The following is an 18524-nucleotide window of genomic DNA, read 5'->3' as shown; positions in this document are numbered from 1 at the left end:
TTTAATGTTTGCCCAACTTCTAGTACAAGCACAGCAATACCAGGATCAGGAGGCCACATTACATATCCTAGAATCTTTCATACCAAAGATCAAAGCCTCCTTACGACAAGTACCCTCTGATTATCGAGATGATTTAAAACAGGAACTCTATGTCAAAATGATTGAGGTCATACAGACTTTTGATATGAGTGAATTGAAATAAAATTTGGAGCGTGGTTGTAAAAAAAGAGACTCATTTCTCTCTATATATATGTGAAGGCAATACGGCATTGCAGAACACTTAGGAATGGTTGTTCTGGCGATGATTCCTCCTCATTGCTCTCATAACTAATAAAAATAACTTTAGGAGTGATTTATAATGGCAAATCTAAGCGCTAATGGAGTAACTTTTATGAAAGGGCATGAAGGACTTAACTTAAAATTCTATGTCGATACTAAAGGTTTTCCAACAGTCGGATATGGACATCTGATAACAAGGTCTAAAACATATACACCAAATACAACTTTAACCCAAGCACAAGCAGACGCTCTATCAAAATCTTTGGGACTCAGTTATACTTCTCCCATTACACAGTCTCAGGCAAATACATTTTTCACAAATGATACTGCAAGTGCTGTAGCGGCCGTAAATAAAGTAACCCTTCCTACAGGTATGTCTCTTTCACAAAATCAGTTTGATGCACTTGTTTCGCTCACTTTTAATGGAGGTTCTGGGGTACTTAATACCAATGATGTAAAAGCTCTGCTTGCATACAAGCTAATCTACGCATCTTTGCAGGGACCACGTTCAACTACGGAACTTGACAATTGTTCTAAACTAGTAAGTAAAGCATTTTCATATGAACGAACTTTGCAAAGACGCAGAAATGAAGAAGCTGAACTTTTCTGTAAAGGCTCGGGTTATACTCATAAATATCCAGTATATACACTATAGTTCCATCGTTTCACGACACTAACAAGAAAGGTCAGCCTTTATGGCTGACCTTTCTTTCTTTTTATTACCACATGCAAACTTATCTAGTCATCCGTTTTTCAAGCTCAAAAATAGTCCCCTCTGATAATAAGATCAGCCTATCGTTATTTACAACAAAGAAACTTACGCTAACAGATATACTGATCTTTGTTGATGGATCACTTATATCGATGGCTTTTACGACATCATTAGCATTCAGATCCGGAATTTCTATTTTATATAATCTATAAAATGCGTCATAGTTATCGCATGCTGATGTAATTTCATATAAAGGATTCTTCAGCTCATATTGATAATCTTTATAGTTTTTAAGTCCTTTAGATGAGAAAAAGTCTTTTTCGATAATAAGGTCATCCCCGATAAATTTTTGCCCTGTTGGGTATTCAGAAGCATCATTATAAGAATTCGCAAACCCAAGGTGCGTCTTAACTTTCCAAGTTCCGTAAATAAATTTCTCAGTTTCACTATCCAAATTTACATGTCCTTGCGAACAATACTCGGAGGTGCTAGCTGTACTGTTAGACTCTTCTGTTTCAGGTTTTGACTCACTAGATGTTGTCGTTTCAACATTTCCACAAGCCGATGCTAGCATCAACATTATCATAATACAAGCTAATAATGTTTTTTTCATACTTCACACTCCCACTTTAAAGTTATATTATAAAATCTGATATAATTTTCCATATGAGAAAATTATATCAGAGCAGTTGAAGCGATGAATGACATAAAATTAACATTTTTCATGAATAATGTTACCTTTATGTTATCTAAATTAATAGAAAATTATTCTCAACAAAGCCATAAGACTGACTTAGTGAAAACGACGCTGATATTACCACAATCCCTCCATTCAATTGAGCCACTCTTCCTCTCTCACATCAAACAAAACCAAAAAAAGTTATTCAGATGAATCTGAATAACCAGTAAAACAAATGATTCTGGTTGTAACCATCAATGTTCACTTAGATTTTAGCCTGAGGAAATAAATAGCTGCAGATCACAAGGTTCATACTGCTATATATAAAGGTTCGTACAGTATTTGTTACCGCTGGTGGTATATTTACACCATATACTAGATTAATTAGAGCCTACCTTTTTCGCAACTTAATCTATAATACATTCGATCCAATACTCATCATCTAATACTCTATATTGTTCCATTATCTTGTCTTTGAATCTCTCGTTAATTTCTACAACGTTATCTCCACCAAAATACATGTGCTCTATGGCTCTATATAGCAACTGTGAACTTGGCCCCTATTCTGATAAGCTTTGCTACCCTATGGGGGATCAAGCATTACAAGATGGCTTTGTGTACCTGCATCCAAAGGGAAACCTCAAGAGCTACTATATGCACAAGTATGGCGCTCACTTCCGGTAGCGTCTATGCCTTGAATGAGGCTGTTATTAGCAACATGATTCGGTTAGACTATTACTAAGGAGCTGATGATTATGCCTAAACCCATAAGAGCTTATAAAAACCGTCATGGTGTTGCCGTTAATATCGGGACAAAAAACATAGTTGCTGATGGTTTACTCACTACCCCTCGCCCTGCCGGATATACGGATGAGATGTTATCCAAAGATATTCGGTCTGCTAGACAAGCTATGATGACTGCAAATGGTCCAGCTATTATACAAGCAAGAAAAGACATTAAAGCGCATATTGAACATGTTGAAAATACGCGCAAACAGGGAGCTCGTGCATAGCGGGCTCTTTTTTATACCTAAATAAGCTAACTATTAAACAAGAGAGTGAAATTAATGAGTCGTGATACTAAAATTTAAGAATATAAGGATTTTCGATTACAAGGTCCTCCCCGATAATTTTTTGCCCTGTTGGATATTCAAAAGCATCATTATAAGAATCTGCAAACCCGAGGTGCTTCTTAACGTTCCAAGTTCCGTAAATAAATTTATCAGTTTCACTATCCAAATTCACACGTCCTTGCGAAAAAATATTTGGAAGTCTAGCCGGACTGTTAGACTCTTCTGTTTCAGATTTTGGCTCACTATATGTATTTACACCTGACATTCTTTCATTATTCCATAACGCTAATGCTAGCATTAACATTAGCATTAGCATTAGCGTTATGGATATTATTAATATTTTCTTTATAACTCATGCTCCTTCTATAAAATTACGTTCTCAAATCTGAAATCCCTCCATTCAATTGAGCAGCCCTTCCTCTCTCACATCAAACAAAACCAAAAAAGTTATTCAGATGAATCTGAATAACCAGTAAAACAATTGATCCTGTAGTAAACATCAATGTTTGTATGGATTTTAGTCTAAGGATATATATAGCTGCAGCTCACAAGGTTCTACTGCTACATAAAGGACATTATTAAATAATATGAAATGAAAAGAGGAATTCATATGGTATCAGATACTTTATTCTTTGAGGCCCATCTCGAAAACGTAGCGTACGACTTAGCCGTTTCACCACCTGTAATATATGGCGAAGAAGCTAAGCAAGCTGCAAAAAAATACGGTTCATTAGATCATGGCGCATATCTCTGGAAAAATAATGAGAACACGGTCGCGCTTAAAAACAAAAATTCTATTTCAATTGCAGCTCACGAGCTTCGTCATGCGTGGCAGCATAAGTATGAACATACACGCTTTAACTATAGTGTGCCCGCGAAACAAAGTCGTTTTCGTGCATTTGTTAGTCGTAAAATCTATCAGGCAACCTATCTCTTTAACTGTAAAGAGATTGATGCTGATAACTTTGCAGCTGATTACTGTAGACGTAATCGATTAACTTATGATCTTGGCGAAGTCCAAGAAAGAATCTTTATCAGTAGAATAAGTAGAATCAGCATATCGATTGGGCTCATTTGCATGTTAAGCTCCATTGCTTATCTGATAAATGTCTCGATCACCTAACTAAGGCATTTAACTCCAATCTAATGTTAGCTCTCATCTCTGGCATTATAATCAATCATCTTGTGGCATGGAAAGAAGCCATCTACCTTCGAAGTTAAAACAGATATAAACATTCAAAGACGAACCTATACGAGGGTTCGTCTTTTTTTAGATCACTTAGCATGTATAAACAACGTTTATCGGCATCATTCCCAAAGGCATCACCGCCTTTACGTCCTATATTCAATGAAAATCAAACAAGTTATCCTGGTAATCCTGGATAACCGGCAAAACATTTGATTGATATTATCTTCTATAGATAAGGAGAATTCATTTGAGGAAACCACGAGTTTTTATTGGATCATCCCGAGAAGCGATCCATTATGTTAATGAGATTCACTCACAGTTGAGTTACATTGCGGAAGTTACTCCTTGTCTGCTGGAGCCTTTCAAGCGAACCATTATCCAATGGAAGATCTAGAACGTCAAGTAGATTCAAACGATTTTGCTGTGTTTGTATTTTCACCTGACGATTTAGTCATGATGCGCGGAAAAACATACTTGCAACCAAGGGATAATACCATTTTTGAAATGGGGCTATTTTGGGGCAAACTTAGAAGAGCACGGGTATTTTACATAATCCCAGGTAGCGTGGCTCATGAAGTTAGAGAATTCATGGTGGAAGATTTCCATATCCAATCGGATCTTTCCGGACTGACGGTTCTTAGATATGAAATTAGAGATGATTCTAATTATAATGCTGCAGTTAATGTGGCGTGTCACACGATAAAAACTGCTATTTCGACACAGGGCTTATTCATTGACCCAGTTCATGAGCTTAAGGAGAAACAACGGGAGATTGAATCGAAGAATATGCTTTTGGAATTCTTCACCGAATTCATTGATCGAACCATGTTGGAAGATCGATATGATAAGTTATACGACGCCATGCGCAACTCCTACAATTTAAAAGCACTCCCCGGATTTAGAATTAGAGGTGGTGCTGTATGGAAAGCTGAAGGTTCTGATGGAATTAGATATGTTGCCGGAAATGTTGGTAAGGAGCGGTTCTTCACATTCAGTGAAAATGAATTAAAATCTGCCGGTGAAGAACGAATTATGGTTGTTGATTGTTTCTTAGATAGTACTGTGAAATTTCATCATTATGGCAGAGCCTCATTTACACACGAATATATATTATGTTATCCTTTGGGAACAGAATTTGTGATTACTCTTCATATTCGAGGTCAGAAAGAGGTTTCAATTGAAGAGTTTGCTACGTTGGATGAAGAAAATCAAGAACTGATTAGTACATTAAATTATCTCTTTGGAGGGGATTGAAATGAGTAAAACGAATAAAGAGTTTATTAAACAGCAAAAGCCTGTTGATGAGCTCTCGAAAGTTAAACTCATGGCTCCTTCGGCGGATGGTGGTCCGGATCGCGAGGTAACTGTTGTTTACCAACGAAAGGCAAACTATGGTATGCCGTCCTTCCTCAGAGATAAATAAATAAACGGTCTCTAATGGAAAGCCAGCGCTTATATGCTGGCTTTTTATATACGTGATAAAAGTACAATGTTCATGAGCCTCTTGATATCAAAGACGAACCCATTCACGGGTTTGTCTTTTTTTTGATCTCAATGCTATGTTCAGACGTTTACCAAAAAGATATCGGATTAGCAAGCAGCCATACCCGTGACTTCTTTGAGGTTTAGCCTTCACTCTCGTGGACGGTGAACTACCCCGACTTAACTACCGTTAGAAGTCGGAGCTTATGAGAAGGACCTTTACTTGACTCGGATGGCAACCATTCGAGCAGCGGTTAGGTTTATCGGCCAAGCGATCCTCGCAGTTCCTGCGAAAAAAAGTCCATACGGCGTATTTATGTTGGTGTAGCTACTACTTGATGGAGCAGAATAGCGAAGAATGATCATCTTAAACCTAATTTTTTCCCTATATATTCCTTTTAGATCAGCACTTTAAATGATAAAATATAGGAACACATGTTCTTTATTTTGGAAAATGGTTGTAAAAAAATGATTATATTTCTCTATATTAATTAGGAGCAATCTCTTCATTAAGAAAGGGGGGCTTATATTGGATAAGGATGATGATGTAAATCGTCGTTTTATCAGATATATGGCCAATCTTATTCACTATAACTCTATCAATTATGACAAAAAGAGACGATTGAAGGACAGCCGATTCTCGCTGACTCTAGACAACGATGAAAATTTAGAATCAGCCTTACTTACTGTTTATGATTCAGAATCTGTGCCAGCAAATTTAAAAGATCACATCACGGATCACTCACTTTATCAAGCTTATGACTCCCTGTCAGCGCAACAACAACATATTTTATCTCTTGCTTATATACAAAATCTAAATGACAAGGAAATAGCCACAATATTGGGAGTGTCCCAACAAAATGTCTCGAAACACCGCTTAAAAGCTCTAGCTAAATTACGCAGTTTGATATCTGAAGGAGGGTGAATGTGTGATGGAGGGTGATATTGCTACTTTTATTGCTAATTTAGGTTTCCCGATAGCAATTACTTTGTATCTACTTATTCGTTTTGAGAAAAAGATATCTGATCTAAGCGAAGCGATTAATGGCTTGAAGAATGAAATACAAAAAAATGTAAAGCGGTGATTTTATGTTTACCGAACTTTTAGTACAAGCACAGCAACACCACGATCAGGAGGCAACATTACATATTCTAGAATCTTTCGTGCCAAAGATCAAAGCCTCCTTACGACAAGTACCCGCTGATTATCGAGATGATCTAAAACAGGAACTCTATGTCAAAATGATTGAGGTGATACAAACTTTTGATATTAGGGCATTAAAATAAAATTTGGAGGGTGGTTGTAGAAAAAGAGACTCATCTCTCTTTATATAATGTGAAGGCAATACGGCATTGCAGAAAACTTGGGAATAGTGTTCTGGCTATGATTCCTCCCTATTGTTCTTCTACTAAAAATAACTTCAGGAGTGATTACTATGGCAAATAAAACTTTAGGTACTAGTGGAGCAACTCTTATCAAATCGCATGAAGGATTTTCCTTGAAATTTTATGGAGATCCTTATGGTTATCCAACCGTTGGATGGGGACATCTGATAACAAAGACTAAAACATATGCTAAAAATACAACCGGTAATCCAAATGATTCTCTTCTAACCCAAACACAAGCTAATACTCTATCAAGCTCTCTAAATCTAGGTTATACTTCACCAATTTCTCAGTCTCAGGCAAATGTATTTTTCACTAATGATACTGCAAGTGCTGTAGCAGCAGTAAATAATGTGACACTTCCTGCAGGGATGTCTTTGACACAATCTCAATTTGATGCACTTGTTTCACTAACTTTTAACGCAGGCCCTGGGGTGCTTAATACCAGTGATGTAAAAGCTCTGCTCGCATACAAACTGATTTATTCGTCTTTTCAAGGTCCACGTTCAGATGTAGAAAACGATAATTGTTCAAAATTAGTCAGCAAAGCATTTGCATATGATAGAAACTTAACGAGACGAAGAAATGAAGAAGCAACTTTATTTTGTAAAGGCATGGGTTACACTCACAAATATCCAGTATATTCACTATAATTAAATCGTTATGCAACTAAAACAGGAAAGGTCAGCCTTGAAGGCTGACCTTTCTTTTTTCCTGGATATTAGCAAAGATCTTTTGTATAGCTTTTTCATTCAGTAACTTTTTTTAGCTCAAAAATAGTTCCCTCTGACAATAATATAAGCCTGTTGTTGTTAACAACAAAAAAGCTTAAACTTACAGGTATGCTTATTTTTGTAGAAGGGTCACTTACCTCTATCGCCTTTATAACATCATTGTTATCTAAGTTTGGGATATCTATTTTATATAACCTATAGAATGAGTCAGAGTTATCACATGCCGTTGTAACTTCATATAATGGATTCTTTAGTTCATATTGATATTTACTATAGTTTTTAAGTCCTTTAGTTGAAAAGAAGTCTTTATTGATGATAATTTCATCGCCAATAAATTTTTGCCCTGTTGGATATTCAGAAGCATCATTATATGAATTTGCAAATCCCAAAAGCTTCTCAACTTTCCAGGTTCCATAGAAATACTCTTGAGTTTCACGCTCCAAACTTATACGATCTACAGTACAATTATCGGATGTGTTTTCCGAAGCAAAAGACTGTTCAGTCTCTGGTGTAAGCTCACTAGATGCATTAGGATTTGAAGTCGTTTTAGCATTTCCACAAGCCGATGCCAGTATCATCATTATAATAATAAAAGCCAATAATGTTTTTTTCATATCTCACACTCCCATTTTTAAATACGGGTGATATTTTTATTGCCTCAGTATTCTGTTCCGATTGTGATTGTACTGCAGCAGCTCATTAGCACTATATCCCCTCTCTCTCCTACCTAGGGGGATTATATCAGAGCAATTGAGGCGATGAGTGACATAATATTTACAACATTTATGGAAATAGTTAACTTTATGTTATCGAAATTCAAGAATAAGCCTCACAATCTCCCCCTATATAATCAAATAAATCAAGCAGCTACACCCGCCGATTAAATGAATGCTACATTAATTTAAGATTTAATTACACTTAAGACGAACTGAGTTTATGGTTTGTCTTTTTTTCGTCTGCTATCAAGGGAAATTCCCGCTCTTCTCACGGTCTTCATTTTTTTCAAGATAAAATTACAAAAGGAGAATTACATGTAAATAAATTTTCATTTTTAAACGTTACAGAGCGTAAGTAAGAATGGTCTCGTATCAGGAAATTGGATACAAGATGTTACAGGTACTAAAGAGGAAGCATTCAAACGCGCAAGAAATACAGAAAATGCAAATGGAAATCAAATTCAGGTAGCCATAGTGATACAAATTGTAATTATCACCCCTAACCATGAGTATAAAATCAAAATTAAGGAGGGTGATAGCGACCGATAATCGTCAGTGACGTGCTCTGAACATACAACACTCAATATAAACCAAATTCAAGTACAAAAGGAGATGCCATGAATGACATATGTCGAAACTTTTATAATGAACTCAACGTAATATACGCTAGGAGGTGAACAGAATAATGGCATTCAAATTTCAGAAACGTAACGCTCAAAAGTTTGTCAAAGAATTGTTGCAACAACAGCCAACTTTAGTTTTGATTCAAAGACTCAACTTTGCAATTTCATTTTCATTTAGTTTTTCGGCCAAAAAAATGTTCGAGAACAACCCTCATGAATGGTATGAATTGGGGCCGGGTAGCTTGATGATTACTTTTGCTTTACTTATTTCATTAATGAATACCTACATAGTCTTTACCCTTAATTTTTTGGATGTTTTAAGAGGAGATGTATTCCGCGGGAGATTTGCCAAACTAAAAGTAACAATACTACTAGGTAGGTATGTTACCCCATTCGTATTCCCTATCTACTCCCTTGTAATTCATCCTGAACTTTATTCGTTTCCTCTTTTTGCAATGGTAATAATCTTTACAACAAACCTGTTTAAACCGACAAGAACGTCACAAGCTTAAGTCAATACGGCGCCCATTATTAGGGCACCTTTTTTAATCCCCATCTTTCTGTCTGCATCCAAAAAGATAATTGCAGATTACATACTTCGAATTACACTATATTGGAACTGATGATTGGGATCGTCCAGTCTACAAAGACCAAAACGAAATGTTGTGGAAAGATATTGAGTTAGGCGATCGTGAAACGCCGTCTTTGTATTCGGCAGGCAAAGATTTTGAGGGGGAACCAAACTCTCCTATCCGAAGAGAATTTGTTATTTTTGTAAAGAATCAAAAAAAGTACGAAAGCATGATGCTAAACAGACTTCAGAACGATTGCAAGACCCATCTAGATCTTGAAAGCAAGTATGCATACCGACTCTCTGAGAGCGGAAAAAAGGCCACAATTGAAGAAATGAAGAAATTGTGGAATGGCTTTGAGGATCATGAAAAGCCAAATTCATTGCTTGGGAAGAGATCCTAATAAACTTTATGTTTGTCGAGATCCGGACGAATCCCAACAGGGGTTCGTCTTTTTTTCGATAACTCGATGTATTCGAATTATCCCGGTCTAATGTACTCAGCTGCAGCACTTCACACCTCTCCTTACCACTCTCGTTGTTTGGCCCTCCCCTATCATCAAAACTTACACAAGTTATCCTGGTAAAATTGGATAACCGAATAATATGTTGAATGATCCGAACTAATTATGTAGACCACAGGCTGAAATGACGGAATAATGAATAAATCAATGTTTGGACCAATCCTAAACAAATGGAGGCTATATGATGGCTTTTACAGGACAGAAGATTAAAGGTAGTCGAGTATTCACTCCCGAAAAAATAGAAAATCGCAAAAAAATTCCATCAAGTACTTAATGAAATAAGAGAAACGGACGAATCCGGATATAACATGCTAACTAAAGAAATGTTTAGCAGCATGTTTGAACATCTTTCACACCCTTCAGAGAACGAATTTATTAGATGGGCAGATAGAGTCCTTTGGAAAAAGATCCTGTCCTAAAAAAATCGTTTTAAGAACCTTCAGTATATAAAAGAGATGAGGAAACTTTATGGTATCAAATGATATTTTTTTTGAGGCACATCTTGATAACATAGCGTACGATTTAGCTATTTCACCACCCGTATTATATGGCGAAGAAGCTAAGCAAGCCGCGAAAATATATGGTTCATTAGACCGTGGTGCATATCTCTGGAAAAATCGTGAGAACACAGTTGTGCTGAAAAACAAAGATTCTATCTCTACGGCAGCTCATGAGCTTCGTCATGCCTGGCAGCATCAGTATTCACATACGAGCTTTAATTACAAACTACCGACGAAGAAACAAAGCCGGTTCCATGCATTTTTTAGTCGCATATTGTATTGGTTAACCTACTTCTTTAACCCCAAAGAGATTGATGCTGATAAATTTGCAGCTGATTACTGCAGAAGGAATAAATTAACTTATGATCTTCGTAAAGTCAGAGAACAGATCATTATCAGCAAAATAAGTCGGGTGGGCATACCCATTGGACTGATCTTTATGCTAAGTTGTGTTACTTATCTGATATATCTCTTGATCACCATTAATGGATAAGCACCCCGCTTCAATGTTGGCCAAGTTATAGCACGTGTGCTACATACAGCGGATACAAGGACCTATGAGAAGGAGAACCTGATGAAACTTACTGATAAGGTTTTATATTCGATTAGCCGGCAAAAAAATTTAAACAATCGCGTTTCACAATAATGTCGTATACATTTACTGTCATAAAAGAGAAACGATCTATCCGCTTAGATACCAGGAAACATCTAAACCGTCAAATACTACTAGCTGGAGAAGAAAAGATGGAGTACATATTTAAAATTGTGTATAACAACAAAGAACAGCGTTTATTCGTTGTGGGGTGTAATCCAGACCACAAACTATGGTATGCCGTCATTCCTCAGTGATAAATAAATAAACGTTCTCTAATGGAAAGCCAGCGCTTATATGCTGGCTAATTTTTTTGCGTGATAAAAGTACAATGTTCATGAGTCTCTTGATATCAACGACGAACCCATTCACGGGTTCGTCTTTTTTTTGATCTCAATGTTGTATTCAGACGTTTACCAAAAAGATATCAGATCAGCAAGCAGCCATACCCGTGACTTCTTTGAGGTTAAGCCTTCACTCTCTTGAACGTTAAACAAGTTATTCTGGTAAACCTGGATAGCCGAAAAAAGTGGAACTTTAAAAAACAAAGGAGCACCGAATAATGGACAATCAAGAGGCAGTGATTTACGGTTACATTAACTCATCGCTGGACAAAAATAAACACGTAAAATCGGGACGTTATCGATTCATTGTACAGGTTGGTACATCCGCCCTACCAGATACGCATTTAAGTGCGAAAAAGGCTCGTAGACCAGATGGTGAAAAACGTTTAGTCAAATCCAATGAACTATTTTCACAAATCTCGATCCTTCTTTCCGGATCGCAAAGCTATACAGCTCTCCTAAATGTTTCCTGCTCGCCTGAGGCATATCCTAATTCATTCGTTATGCATATCTCCGTGAATTTGCGGCCTTTTCACATATGGGCTCAAGAAGATTATAATCGAATGCCCTCATTGTCAGGAAAGCCGATCTCAAACGATGGAATGTACCCACATGCGGTGACTTCGGCGGTTGTGATATCGTCTCACGCTAATTCAGGGTACTGAAACGGTATCCCAATTGATCTGTCCCCTATTGTTACGAGGCATCGACATTTGAGCTGGGAGCAATCCCTACTATACGTAACCGTCAAGTTAATGCCATTTTACGTTTTAGAAAAAGTCGAACCCATACCCGGTTCGTTTTTTGAGTTCACGAACAGCCAAATATGTAAACGGTGACGTACTGCTAGATGCATTCGCTAGTTGTTTACTGCCGTCAACCCTTCTTCACTCTGGTGATGGTAGGGATATATTTCACATTACCTCATTCTTCCAGTAAATACTTCAAACTTGGCAAAAAGTGAAATTAAATTTCCATTTTTTTCGAGAATGAATTATAGATTTTGCCTAATACACCCCAAACCACACATTCCAAAGAATACAAGTCACGATACATAAGCACGCTATAAGGTATCAGTTCTGTGTAGAATCTTCTTTTTTAGCACGACTGCGTTTAGCACGAATTTCACGCAAGCGTTTCGCATATGCTGGGCTCGTTTGGAAAGCCATAGCTTCCCTTTCAGGTACTTCGAATTCTTCCAATGTTGAAGGATTTCTTCCTATTCTTGATTTGCGTTTTGATAAATAGAAAAGTCCTTTTCCGTGTAACTTTACCCAGTTACCTATTTCCAATTCATCCTGCATCACTGCCCAACAAGCTTCCCACGAAGTTTTAACCGTATCTGGATGAATTCCAGATTCTTCTGCAGCCCTCTCGATAATATAATTTTGTTTTCTCTCAACCCCGATACCATACTTCTTACCCTTACTTTTCGGAGAATCATCTTCTTCTTCTACTTCTAGTTCATCATCATGTTCGTTGATGTTTTTCTCTTTCATTAACTAAACCCCTCTCAGTCCAGTGTTTTTCCTGTTTTATAAGTATTAAATTTATCACGAAAAAATATACATTTACATTAAACCTCAGGTCCGTCGCTTTCCAATTCCTGATCATTTACAGCATACTGAAGATTAGAATTAATCTCTTTTTCTTCGTCACTACGAATGTATCCTGAAGCTGCCGGCTCGTAATCAAAATGAGCGACTGGAACAGTGGCTTGGGGTACGTGACCCATATACGACATTTTTGAATCTGTTTGTATACGTTCGATTTCCTTATTCGTTTTCCCTACCACCATAGATAACTCATCTTCTTGACCTTGAAAAGTTCGTTCATAATCAGCTACTAGATCCACGGTATCCCCCTGATACTTCGCTTCATACCTCTTAAACGTTCCCTCATAGAAATCAATGTGATCCTTGGTGAAACGATCAAATTCATGCGTGAATGCTTTCATCTGTAACTTTGTCGGTTCTGATCCGCCCAATTCTTTCATGGTTTCTCTGTAGGCGTCCAGCATTACTTCTCGGAGTAATTCTTGGCTTGGTCGATCCGATAGGAGCACATCGTGATCAATAAACGCTTTTTGAATTTGCTCACGCAGAATTTCATCGACTTCTGGATCGTTTGAGTCAACTGAGTAATAAAGCGACTCATAATTGTTCTTGACCCGAATTTCTGGCGACATATCCAATATCGTCATGCTACCATAACTCTCCTTTTATTGTCGAATTCATGTCGAATCCATGTCGAATATTGCCGAATAAAAGCGTATTATTTCTTGAATTTTCCCCATCTTGTAGTCTCTAGTTGTCACTTCAACTCAGTATAGCATGAAGGAAACTCCCATATATACAACATTTTAGCCGTTATTTTTCTGGGATATTTTGGGTGTTAACTTATCCTTTGAGACGAATTTTTGTGGGTTTATGGTTTATATATGTGAATTTTTCAGATAGTGTAATTATCATAATAAAGAGAAATATATAAAACCTACCTTCAAGATGTGACCGGTTTTGTCAGTTTAAAAGCTTTCTTGCGCCTTCATTCTCGTTAACTAATGTTCTTAATCCATGTAAAAGTGACCTGATCCGGCCTCCAACTCGTTAAGCTTAATCAGTCCATTGGTGCCGTTCAACCAATTCACTCTCTGTATACTAGTCATCATCATCTTATAGTTCTGGACTGACACGTGTTCCGTTTCTCTCTTGCTCTCAGGACAGTTTCCCCTGCTGACAAAGTGACTTATATTTTATCTATTGGTTTCTTCCTTGATTAAATCGGTTAATGATTAGTAGTTTCATTTGTATGTGTCATTCATTATTTAATAGACTTTAAATCGGATCAAATTAAAGTGCTGTTAGATCCTTAACAGTATACCACAAATAAATATTAACAAAAACACTGTGTGTACAACGTTTCTGATACTTTTCTATTATAACATTAGTGAAAAGCAGGTTGGCGAATAGTTCCACAAACCTGTATTTTCATTCTCACAGGGACTAAAGTTCCAACTATCCACCCTCTACTTTTGGACTACTCCTTCACTTCTTTAAGATATGTATTATAAAATTGATCCAAGCCATTGCTATCCAGTTCTTTGATTACATGTCTATTCACTGCGCTAATATGGTACTCGTACTGCTAATACGCGAGCATTCATCGTTTTTTATCATTTTACATATATTTTATAACAAAAACCGGGTTGGTGATTTGTTCACCAACCCGGTTTTTTCAATGATTTGAGGATTCTGCTTCAACGGAATCTGCTGATTATGAATACCCCTATCTAAATCAGATACCTGAAGAAAGGGTGATTGTAAACCTCGACTTATAAATACCAGCCATAAGACCTGTAGACTCTCCAGGAACAAATTTACTTCCAGTTCCGGAGGAAACAATTTTCACACGGTCGGGAACACTCAACGTAAAGTTAAGTGGGATCTCATTGTATCCCATACCCTCAAACGCTTTTGCCGTGGCTAACATTTCTGGGCCAGTACCCGTGAAGACATGTTTACCAACGTTAGATAGCTCCGCAGCCGGTCCGTTAATCGTTTTAGTATTTAACACATCCACGGATAATGCATTCGCCGGGATGCTCACGACAAGGCCTTGTGTATTGGTTGAGTTATCTTGCATGGATTCAGAGACAAAGTCAGTCACATCCATACTGTACTGATAACCTTTACCGTTACCACGGCTGTCTTCAATCAAAACGCGGCTTACTGAATTGATCGATTGGTACGGATTGGTACTGTCAATGATGATCGTAGAGAGATCCGCTCCCTCGAATTTTGCGCTAAGTCCACCGCTATTTACCGTGAAATCAACATCTTCTTGTCCCACCGGCGTGCCGGTACCTGGATTCGGTGTTGGTGTTGTGCCACCGTTACCCGGATTACCTGTATTTGGATCAGGCACAACGAGTGTGAACGGTCCTCCAACGTATACAACATCTCCAGAAGCATCTTCCCGAATCTCTACATCAAATGTGTAAGTTCCAGGCGGATAAGTTACAGGACCAGTATACTCAGTCCAAACTCCATTCACATTATCTTTGTAGTAATTTTTCAAAGTAGGTGCAATTACACCAATGTCAATCTTAAAGTCTCCATTGTCAAACTCAACCTTAGGATCAACCTTAGTAGTTACAAAGTCTACAACTTCACTTTCTTTTCCGTCAATTGCAACTACTTTTACTCTCACAGTGTGAACACCGTTCAGAACAGAGATTGTCCCCGTGGTTGCTGTCCATGTTCCGCCATCCACTGAGTATTGAGCTTCTCCTGCCGCACTATCAAACTGGACATCCAGGTTTAACCCATACGTACTGTTCAGTCCCGTTTGAGTTACAATAGGTTTAGCTATAATCACCGGAGTAGGATCATCTGCTGTTACAGTGAAGGACTTATTAATTAGTTCTTCATCTTTCGCATTCAACAATCGCACATCGATAGTGTGCGAACCTGGGTCAAGCAAAAGGCTGTTAGCTACGTTGTGATTCTGCCAAGCCGCACCGTCTACTCGAACTTGAGTTTTAACTGCACCTGTTGCTTTTGCAGAAACCTTAAACTCATTTGCAGATACCTTGGTAACGTTGGGTTCCCCTGAATCAATCACAATAGGGTTGCTTACTATTTGGAGGACCCCTTCATCGCTTATGTTACCTTTGCTATCTGCAGAACGAGCTAAGATTCTTACGGAACCTGTATCGGTTACTACAAACTCACCTGTGTAAGGAGTCCACCCTTTGCTGTTGATTTGATACTCTTTAACAGTAAGATCAGCGCTAGTTCCATAATTAATAGATACTGAAAACTGGTCGAACTTATCTTGAGACGTTGTTGTAAGAACTGGAGTCTCTGGCTTGGTTACCGGAACAACATAATCTGCAGGATAGACTACCGGAGAATTTGTATAAGGAACAAATTTCGTAGAATACCTATCAAATCTCCCCAGAGCTCCGTCTTCCCGGATAGCTAGGATTTCTGTTAGACCCTCTTCATTCTGTCTCATGGTGTACATCGACAAATACTTGTCAGGCAAGGTCGTTACAGCACCGTCCTGATTCCATGTAAGCATTGTACCATCCTCTTGCAAAGCGTAGACACTTTTGTCGGAGTATGAAGAGGTTGACACTTTAATACCGAAATCTTTGATATTTTTTATCTGATTCTCCGGTCCCGTAACTCGGATGGGTATCGCAGGTAAAGTGTCTGACGTGCCAGAAAGACGCTCATAATTTGTTCCGGAAACATAAAGATTTCCATTACTTTTCCGGAACATTATGGTTCCCAACCCTGTACCCTGTACCTTCTCAACTCCTGTGGCTATCTGCATTCTTGTGGAGGAAAAATTGGCAGGAAGCTTACCCCAAGAGGCAAAAGTAGTTCCCCAGTACTCCAGCTTACCCTGATCAAGATTCAGATAGCCTGTACTTACGTTTAAATCATTCTTAGAGTAGCTTTGAAAGCTGTAAGCTCCCATCTTAACCAGATTCTCCACCTTGATGTCCGCAGGTAGTTCTATCAAACCTTGGCTATGGTATGTTTCTCCCCAGCCATAGTAAATGTCTCTTTTATCGTAAGCGAAGAAATTTGTCAGAGAATACGACTTTCCATTAATAACAAACACCCTTCTAGAAGCTTCCTGAGACCCTCCGAAAGAGTTACCGTAAAAATGGTTTCCTTCTCTCAAAGCAGTCCTGTTTTCAACAGCTTTCATTTCGAATTGATCCGCTGTCGTGAACGCAGGAAATTTAGCGTTCATTTTTACAGGAGCCGCTGTTGTGAAGCTGGTAGTATTCAGGAAGATATTACCTACCATGTACACACTTCCATCTTTAATTAGGAGGAGGTTATCGGACGCGCTAGAAATGATTTTCTTAACACCTTCCATCGGATCACCGGTTTCGGGGTCAATAACTTCTGTTGGAACCGTTTTATCCTGCTTATACCCGATACCCAACTGCCCGGAAGTACCTTTGCCCCAAGCAAGTACAGTTCCATCATTCATTAGTGCAAAATAACTTGTATACAGGCTCTGTGCGTTTTCTGCCATTACCTCGAAGTCTTTGACATTATCTAACACTTTGACCGCGGGAGATCCTGACCACAACTCTCCTGTATCCGTCAGATAAATATTATTAGGGCCGCTGAGAGCTTTAGCCTTTTTTACTCCGGCGGGGAAACTTGTGCCGATGTAAAAATTCCACGAACTAACCTGAAAATAACTGCCATCGTTCATATTGAAGGAGTAACCAACCGTAGGCCCACTGTAAGCGTCGGTATAAGGGGTAACACTGTCTACTTTAACATATTCTGCTGCCTGAGCTTTTGGTCCAAAATCGGCGAAAGAGTAAGTCCCCACAAGTAACGCTATAACCAAAGTCACAATTAGACTTCGTTTCCATCCAACACGGATGGTGTATTTCTTTCTATCTTTCGTCTCTGTGTTATCCACTTTTCACCCTCCATTAAATTCCCGATGTAGCCGTAGTCGTAATTGTAGATCGGTACGTTCCTGCAACAACTCCAATTTCTTTTCCATCTGCCGCTTTTATAATCTGCGGCAATGAAAGTGAGTACTGGAGCTCAAAGTCGTATGCACCTTGTCCCGTGCTGACGTCGGCCGAGAATATTGGTGTAGACTGATGCGACAACACTTGATCTTTGGCTAAATGGCCACCATTAGTGAAGTCAAGTGGTATTCCTGAAATCGTATTTTTCAATGATGCCGTCACTTTTACGGCATCAATAGGGATATAGAATTCCTTCCCATCGATCGTTGTTGCAAAATCAGTAGCAGCCTGACTTATTGTCCAACCATTACCATTGCCCCTATCATCAATAACTCGCGTTGTTACAACTGCTTGAGACTTTTGCTGTTGACGAACTGCGAGATTAATATCCGCAAAATTCAGTTTGGATTGTGTGACCAACAGATTACCACCCGTCACCCGTACTTCTTTTTCGATGTCCTCAGCCGAGGCTACGGTTGGTAGCGCCAAAGCAAGAACTAACAAACCAGAAAACAATAATCTTTTCATACCTTCACATCCCCTTTTTTAGTCCAACACCGTCAGCTTCCTGAACTAACATCACATAGGTCCACCTCC

22 protein-coding genes are annotated in these 18524 nt (G+C 38.3%); 14 read left to right on the top strand and 8 right to left on the bottom strand.

Features of this window, described 5'->3' with window-relative positions; translation table 11 throughout:
• The first annotated feature begins 4 nt into the window (after positions 1 to 4).
• Positions 5 to 202: a helix-turn-helix domain-containing protein gene (locus NST38_RS31715; RefSeq protein ID WP_445933732.1), complete on the top strand. Its 198-nt coding sequence runs from the start codon at positions 5 to 7 to the stop codon at positions 200 to 202.
• A gap of 156 nt (positions 203 to 358) precedes the next feature.
• A complete protein-coding gene (locus NST38_RS31185) occupies positions 359 to 934 on the top strand; it encodes a lysozyme (RefSeq protein WP_341344405.1) in 576 nt (191 codons plus the stop codon).
• Between the two features lie 79 nt (positions 935 to 1013).
• Here NST38_RS31185 and NST38_RS31180 read toward each other — a convergent pair whose 3' ends face one another.
• The gene (locus NST38_RS31180) at positions 1014 to 1604 is read right to left on the bottom strand and encodes a hypothetical protein (protein WP_341344404.1); all 591 of its coding nucleotides are present in this window, start codon (positions 1602 to 1604) and stop codon (positions 1014 to 1016) included.
• Between the two features lie 821 nt (positions 1605 to 2425).
• On the opposite strand from NST38_RS31180, the gene NST38_RS31175 reads away from it, so the two are divergent.
• On the top strand, positions 2426 to 2683 hold the full coding sequence (locus tag NST38_RS31175) for a hypothetical protein (RefSeq protein WP_341344403.1): 258 nt from the start codon (positions 2426 to 2428) through the stop codon (positions 2681 to 2683).
• Positions 2684 to 2750: 67 nt separating this feature from the next.
• On the opposite strand, the gene NST38_RS31170 is transcribed toward NST38_RS31175, so the two are convergent.
• On the bottom strand, positions 2751 to 3047 hold the full coding sequence (locus NST38_RS31170) for a hypothetical protein (RefSeq protein ID WP_341344402.1): 297 nt from the start codon (positions 3045 to 3047) through the stop codon (positions 2751 to 2753).
• 288 nt (positions 3048 to 3335) lie between these two features.
• On the opposite strand from NST38_RS31170, the gene NST38_RS31165 reads away from it, so the two are divergent.
• The 7 genes from NST38_RS31165 (at position 3336) to NST38_RS31140 (ending at position 7453) form a co-directional block, all read left to right on the top strand.
• Positions 3336 to 3866: a hypothetical protein gene (locus tag NST38_RS31165; RefSeq protein ID WP_341344401.1), complete on the top strand. Its 531-nt coding sequence runs from the start codon at positions 3336 to 3338 to the stop codon at positions 3864 to 3866.
• Between the two features lie 411 nt (positions 3867 to 4277).
• A complete protein-coding gene (locus NST38_RS31160) occupies positions 4278 to 5186 on the top strand; it encodes a TIR domain-containing protein (RefSeq protein WP_341344400.1) in 909 nt (302 codons plus the stop codon).
• 1 nt (position 5187) lies between these two features.
• Entirely contained in the window at positions 5188 to 5355 is a 168-nt protein-coding gene (locus tag NST38_RS31155) for a hypothetical protein (protein ID WP_341344399.1), read from the top strand.
• A gap of 588 nt (positions 5356 to 5943) precedes the next feature.
• A complete protein-coding gene (locus NST38_RS31150; RefSeq protein ID WP_341344398.1) occupies positions 5944 to 6339 on the top strand; it encodes a sigma-70 family RNA polymerase sigma factor in 396 nt (131 codons plus the stop codon).
• Positions 6340 to 6346: 7 nt separating this feature from the next.
• Positions 6347 to 6499 carry a YvrJ family protein gene (locus tag NST38_RS31145; RefSeq protein ID WP_341344397.1) on the top strand — a complete coding sequence of 51 codons (153 nt, stop codon included), beginning with the start codon at positions 6347 to 6349 and terminating at the stop codon, positions 6497 to 6499.
• 4 nt (positions 6500 to 6503) lie between these two features.
• Positions 6504 to 6701: a helix-turn-helix domain-containing protein gene (locus NST38_RS31710; protein ID WP_445933731.1), complete on the top strand. Its 198-nt coding sequence runs from the start codon at positions 6504 to 6506 to the stop codon at positions 6699 to 6701.
• Between the two features lie 149 nt (positions 6702 to 6850).
• Positions 6851 to 7453: a lysozyme gene (locus NST38_RS31140; protein WP_341344396.1), complete on the top strand. Its 603-nt coding sequence runs from the start codon at positions 6851 to 6853 to the stop codon at positions 7451 to 7453.
• A gap of 95 nt (positions 7454 to 7548) precedes the next feature.
• Here the strand turns inward: NST38_RS31140 and NST38_RS31135 are convergent, their stop codons facing one another.
• On the bottom strand, positions 7549 to 8148 hold the full coding sequence (locus tag NST38_RS31135) for a hypothetical protein (protein ID WP_341344395.1): 600 nt from the start codon (positions 8146 to 8148) through the stop codon (positions 7549 to 7551).
• Positions 8149 to 8935: 787 nt separating this feature from the next.
• Here NST38_RS31135 and NST38_RS31130 point away from each other — a divergent pair.
• The 4 genes from NST38_RS31130 to NST38_RS31115 all read left to right on the top strand — a co-directional run bounded on the left by NST38_RS31130 (position 8936) and on the right by NST38_RS31115 (position 12069).
• Positions 8936 to 9385: a hypothetical protein gene (locus tag NST38_RS31130; protein WP_341344394.1), complete on the top strand. Its 450-nt coding sequence runs from the start codon at positions 8936 to 8938 to the stop codon at positions 9383 to 9385.
• A 148-nt stretch (positions 9386 to 9533) separates the two neighbouring features.
• Positions 9534 to 9848 carry an LPD11 domain-containing protein gene (locus NST38_RS31125; protein ID WP_341344393.1) on the top strand — a complete coding sequence of 105 codons (315 nt, stop codon included), beginning with the start codon at positions 9534 to 9536 and terminating at the stop codon, positions 9846 to 9848.
• 588 nt (positions 9849 to 10436) lie between these two features.
• Positions 10437 to 10961 (top strand): hypothetical protein, encoded by a 525-nt coding sequence (locus NST38_RS31120; RefSeq protein WP_341344392.1) that lies wholly within the window; start codon positions 10437 to 10439, stop codon positions 10959 to 10961.
• A 661-nt stretch (positions 10962 to 11622) separates the two neighbouring features.
• Positions 11623 to 12069, top strand: a complete 447-nt coding sequence (locus tag NST38_RS31115) for a hypothetical protein (protein ID WP_341344391.1) — start codon at positions 11623 to 11625, stop codon at positions 12067 to 12069.
• A 408-nt stretch (positions 12070 to 12477) separates the two neighbouring features.
• On the opposite strand, the gene NST38_RS31110 is transcribed toward NST38_RS31115, so the two are convergent.
• The 5 genes from NST38_RS31110 to NST38_RS31090 all read right to left on the bottom strand — a co-directional run bounded on the left by NST38_RS31110 (position 12478) and on the right by NST38_RS31090 (position 18431).
• The gene (locus NST38_RS31110) at positions 12478 to 12903 is read right to left on the bottom strand and encodes an HU family DNA-binding protein (protein ID WP_341344390.1); all 426 of its coding nucleotides are present in this window, start codon (positions 12901 to 12903) and stop codon (positions 12478 to 12480) included.
• 77 nt (positions 12904 to 12980) lie between these two features.
• The gene (locus NST38_RS31105) at positions 12981 to 13607 is read right to left on the bottom strand and encodes a hypothetical protein (RefSeq protein WP_341344389.1); all 627 of its coding nucleotides are present in this window, start codon (positions 13605 to 13607) and stop codon (positions 12981 to 12983) included.
• A gap of 363 nt (positions 13608 to 13970) precedes the next feature.
• Complete coding sequence (locus tag NST38_RS31100) at positions 13971 to 14096, bottom strand: hypothetical protein (protein WP_341344388.1); 126 nt, start codon at positions 14094 to 14096, stop codon at positions 13971 to 13973.
• Between the two features lie 602 nt (positions 14097 to 14698).
• Positions 14699 to 17869, bottom strand: coding sequence for an RCC1 domain-containing protein (locus NST38_RS31095; protein WP_341344387.1), 3171 nt, complete (start codon positions 17867 to 17869; stop codon positions 14699 to 14701).
• Positions 17870 to 17882: 13 nt separating this feature from the next.
• Positions 17883 to 18431 (bottom strand): hypothetical protein, encoded by a 549-nt coding sequence (locus NST38_RS31090; protein WP_341344386.1) that lies wholly within the window; start codon positions 18429 to 18431, stop codon positions 17883 to 17885.
• Positions 18432 to 18524: the final 93 nt, after the last annotated feature.

This window comes from Paenibacillus sp. FSL H8-0104 (genome assembly GCF_038050215.1).
GTDB lineage: Bacteria > Bacillota > Bacilli > Paenibacillales > Paenibacillaceae > Paenibacillus > Paenibacillus amylolyticus.
This window is presented reverse-complemented; position numbering and strand designations above follow the sequence as displayed.

Coding starts and splice junctions, on each gene's coding strand:
- NST38_RS31715 (WP_445933732.1), top strand. CDS start 5: ATGTTTGCCCAACTTCTAGTACAAGCACAGCAATACCAGGATCAGGAG.
- NST38_RS31185 (WP_341344405.1), top strand. CDS start 359: ATGGCAAATCTAAGCGCTAATGGAGTAACTTTTATGAAAGGGCATGAA.
- NST38_RS31180 (WP_341344404.1), bottom strand. CDS start 1,604: ATGAAAAAAACATTATTAGCTTGTATTATGATAATGTTGATGCTAGCA.
- NST38_RS31175 (WP_341344403.1), top strand. CDS start 2,426: ATGCCTAAACCCATAAGAGCTTATAAAAACCGTCATGGTGTTGCCGTT.
- NST38_RS31170 (WP_341344402.1), bottom strand. CDS start 3,047: ATGTTAATGCTAGCATTAGCGTTATGGAATAATGAAAGAATGTCAGGT.
- NST38_RS31165 (WP_341344401.1), top strand. CDS start 3,336: ATGAAAAGAGGAATTCATATGGTATCAGATACTTTATTCTTTGAGGCC.
- NST38_RS31155 (WP_341344399.1), top strand. CDS start 5,188: ATGAGTAAAACGAATAAAGAGTTTATTAAACAGCAAAAGCCTGTTGAT.
- NST38_RS31145 (WP_341344397.1), top strand. CDS start 6,347: ATGGAGGGTGATATTGCTACTTTTATTGCTAATTTAGGTTTCCCGATA.
- NST38_RS31710 (WP_445933731.1), top strand. CDS start 6,504: ATGTTTACCGAACTTTTAGTACAAGCACAGCAACACCACGATCAGGAG.
- NST38_RS31140 (WP_341344396.1), top strand. CDS start 6,851: ATGGCAAATAAAACTTTAGGTACTAGTGGAGCAACTCTTATCAAATCG.
- NST38_RS31135 (WP_341344395.1), bottom strand. CDS start 8,148: ATGAAAAAAACATTATTGGCTTTTATTATTATAATGATGATACTGGCA.
- NST38_RS31130 (WP_341344394.1), top strand. CDS start 8,936: ATGGCATTCAAATTTCAGAAACGTAACGCTCAAAAGTTTGTCAAAGAA.
- NST38_RS31125 (WP_341344393.1), top strand. CDS start 9,534: ATGTTGTGGAAAGATATTGAGTTAGGCGATCGTGAAACGCCGTCTTTG.
- NST38_RS31120 (WP_341344392.1), top strand. CDS start 10,437: ATGGTATCAAATGATATTTTTTTTGAGGCACATCTTGATAACATAGCG.
- NST38_RS31115 (WP_341344391.1), top strand. CDS start 11,623: ATGGACAATCAAGAGGCAGTGATTTACGGTTACATTAACTCATCGCTG.
- NST38_RS31110 (WP_341344390.1), bottom strand. CDS start 12,903: ATGAAAGAGAAAAACATCAACGAACATGATGATGAACTAGAAGTAGAA.
- NST38_RS31105 (WP_341344389.1), bottom strand. CDS start 13,607: ATGACGATATTGGATATGTCGCCAGAAATTCGGGTCAAGAACAATTAT.